The sequence below is a fragment of the Moorena sp. SIO3B2 genome, assembly GCF_010692525.1.
Classification (GTDB): Bacteria; Cyanobacteriota; Cyanobacteriia; order Cyanobacteriales; family Coleofasciculaceae; genus Moorena; species Moorena producens.
The window spans coordinates 20,555-23,655 of record NZ_JAAHHE010000093.1; the positions used below are offsets into that span (position 1 = coordinate 20,555).

General features: G+C 43.8%; 2 protein-coding genes. Both read left to right on the plus strand.

Features of this window, described 5'->3' with window-relative positions; all coding sequences use genetic code 11:
• Positions 1-68: 68 nt before the first annotated feature.
• Positions 69-1,247 carry a mechanosensitive ion channel family protein gene (locus F6K38_RS19635; protein WP_008190389.1) on the plus strand — a complete coding sequence of 393 codons (1,179 nt, stop codon included), beginning with the start codon at positions 69-71 and terminating at the stop codon, positions 1,245-1,247.
• A gap of 454 nt (positions 1,248-1,701) precedes the next feature.
• The gene (locus tag F6K38_RS19640; RefSeq protein WP_008190391.1) at positions 1,702-2,886 is read left to right on the plus strand and encodes a mechanosensitive ion channel domain-containing protein; all 1,185 of its coding nucleotides are present in this window, start codon (positions 1,702-1,704) and stop codon (positions 2,884-2,886) included.
• Positions 2,887-3,101 lie beyond the last annotated feature (215 nt).

Below are 3,101 nucleotides of genomic sequence, written 5' to 3' on the forward strand. Positions count from 1 at the left end.
GACTTGCCATCGACTTGCCATTTAGCTAGGCACAGGTCGATCTCTGCTGTTGTCTTTTCGTCGAAACTATGGAAAACCTTAAAAGTACATTCAACACGACAATCAACCTAATCAAAGCAAGGATCTTTGATACCGACTTCAAGCTCGCCAACATTCCTGTTTCCACGATAGTGATTGTGGTGCTCATCCTCCTCGTCACCCAGATATTGCGAGGCTTGTTCACTTCAATAATCATTGACAGACTCGAGCGTCTGACTAGCCGTACAAAAACCACCCTAGACTATGAGTTAATTAGGATTCTTAAGCAACCATTAGGCTGGCTAATTTGGATCGGTGGACTATGGGTAGTACATCTAGTTGTGGCCACCCATCTTACTCCTGAACAGAATCAGAAAATCCCCGAGATTCTGTTTGTGAGCGCTCTGTTCATTGCTACCTATATTCTTTACCGTGCTGCGCCACTACTGGGGGAGCTTCTAGCCGGATTGGCGGCCAACACTGAAACTGAACTTGACGATTTGTTTGTGCCCTACTTCCCAAGGCTTTTTCAGATATCAGCAGTGCTGATTGCCGCTATTAAAGCCAGTGAGATTTTGTTGGGAGCATCTGCTGGTGCACTGATCGGTCTACTGGGTGGTGCAGGTGTCGCCTTAGGTTTGTTATTCAAAGACATTATCTATGACTGGTGTTGTACGGTGATTATCTACGCTGATGGTCTCTATAAACCCGGTGACTGGGTAGTAGTGGACGGAGTCAATGGTTTTGTTCAGATAGTCAGTATTGGTCTGAGAAGTACAACACTTTGTATTATTGAGTGGGGTTCTGTCAAAAAAGTTCCCAATTCTAAAATGATTGCTGGAGTTGTGGAAAATTGGTCCCAGAAGACTGGTAAGACGTTTGAGTGGGGCATAAATTTAACTCTGAAAGTTGATGGAATTTCAGCTGAGCAAACTTCCCGAATTTGTCAGGCTATTAAAGAACTAATCCCGACTATCGATGGCTTGCACAAGCAAAAAATGAAAGTTTTGTTTTCCCACATTGAAGATAATGCTCGGGTAATTAAAATTATAGTATATGTGATTGATATCAACCTCTACACTGCTGCCCAGCAATCCTTGAATCTAGCCCTATTAGAAATTCTGGAGAAAGAAGAGATTGATCACCTGCATATTGAGCTGGAAAAGCAAATTGAAGACTACAAACAGATGAAGGGAAATTTAGTTAGTGAGGTGATATCTAAATCCTAGCAATCCTTTGCACAAGGGATGCAGCCCTGGCTCCCCTATTCCGAAGCTGCATAGCTTTTAGGTGCGACCCGAACGCGCCCCGCGTCGGCTTTGCCGAAAGACGCGACCCAAAGCCGGGTTACCCGGCCATTGGAAAGCGTGCTGCCACGGGAATTTAATAATTAGATGCGGAAAGCGCACCTTTGAAATTAGGCAAAAATTTTAATAAAATTCCTGGGCCCAGGCCGGAGACTCTCCGCGCCCGGGCCCCTTCTTTTTTACAAAGATGAGATGCACCCTGACTCCTAGGGTGCTGCGCAAACGGGCAATTGCTCTAAATCATATTTATTGCATACCTAGCACGATTCGGTAAATTCCCAACTTATAGTAAAATCATTTCGCCAATCGATTTGCCATCGACTTGCCATTTAGCTAGGCACAGGTCGATCTCTGTTATTGTATTTTGGTCGAAACTATGGAAAACCTTCAGGGTACATTCAACACTACAATCAACCTAATCACAGAAAGGATATTGAATTCCGACTTCCAGCTCGCCAACATTCCTGTTTCCACGATACTTATTGTGGTGCTTATCCTCCTCCTTACCCAGATATTGCGAGGCTTGTTCACTGCCATAATCATTCACAGACTCGAGCTGATAACTAGCCGTACAGAAACCACCCTAGACGATGAGTTCATTAGGATTCTTAGGGCACCATTAGGCTGGCTAATTTGGATCGCTGGACTATGGCTAGCCTATCTAGTTGTGGGAAGTCATCTTAGCCCTGAACAGAATCAGAAAATCCCCGAGATTCTGTTTGTGAGCGCTCTGTTCATTGCCACGTATATTATTTACCGTGCTGCTCCACTACTGGGAGAGCTTCTAGCCGGATTGGCGACAAAAACTGAAACTGAACTCGACGATTTGTTAGTCCCCTACTTTCCAAGGCTTTTTCAGATCGCAGCAATCTTGATTGCTGCCAGTAAAGCCAGTGAGATTTTGTTGGGGGCATCTGCTGGTGCACTGATCGGTCTACTCGGTGGCGCAGGTGTAGCCTTAGGTTTGTTATTAAAAGACATTATCTATGACTGGTTTTGTACAGTGGTTATCTATGCTGATGGTCTCTATAGACCCGGTGACTGGGTAGAATTGGACGGAATAAATGGTTTTGTTGAGATACTCAGTATTGGTCTGAGAAGCACAAAGGTTCGTATTATTACTGTGGGTGGTACCAAAAAAATTCCCAATTCTAAAATGATTGGTGGAGTTGTGGTCAATTATTGGTCACAAAATCCTGGCGATACGTTGGAGTTGGGAGCGATAAATTTAACTCTTAAAATAGATGGTATTTCGGCGGATAAAACTACCAGAATTTGTCAGGCTATTAAAGGAAAAATTCCGACTATCGATGGATTGCATAAGCAGAAAATGTTCGTTTTATTATCCAGCATTGAAGAGAATGCTCGGGTGATTATAGTTAGGGTATTTGTGATTGATAAAACCATCTATTTGGCAGCCATAAATGACTTGAACATAGCCATATTAGAAATCCTCCAGAAAGAGGAGATTGATCACCTGCATGTTTATCTGAGAAAGGAACTCCAAGACTACAAACAGCTAAAGGAAAATTTAGTTAGTGAGGTGGCATATAAATTCTAGCAATCCTTTGAACAAGTGATGCAGCGCTGGCTCCCCTGTTCCGAAGCTGCATCACTATTCGAGATCTAGGCATCAGCTCCTGGCAGGACCCTGGAAACTATAGGGACAAGACCTTTGATTCTATAGCAGAAGTCAGAAGTCAGAAGTCCTTTGTCAGAAGTCAAACTCTTGCGCTTCTTGATGCAGTCGCTCATGGGGGAAACCCCCAAGACCGC

Excerpts from the sequence above, each read along its gene's own strand:
- F6K38_RS19635 (WP_008190389.1), top strand. The coding sequence starts at position 69 with ATGGAAAACCTTAAAAGTACATTCAACACGACAATCAACCTAATCAAA.
- F6K38_RS19640 (WP_008190391.1), top strand. The coding sequence starts at position 1,702 with ATGGAAAACCTTCAGGGTACATTCAACACTACAATCAACCTAATCACA.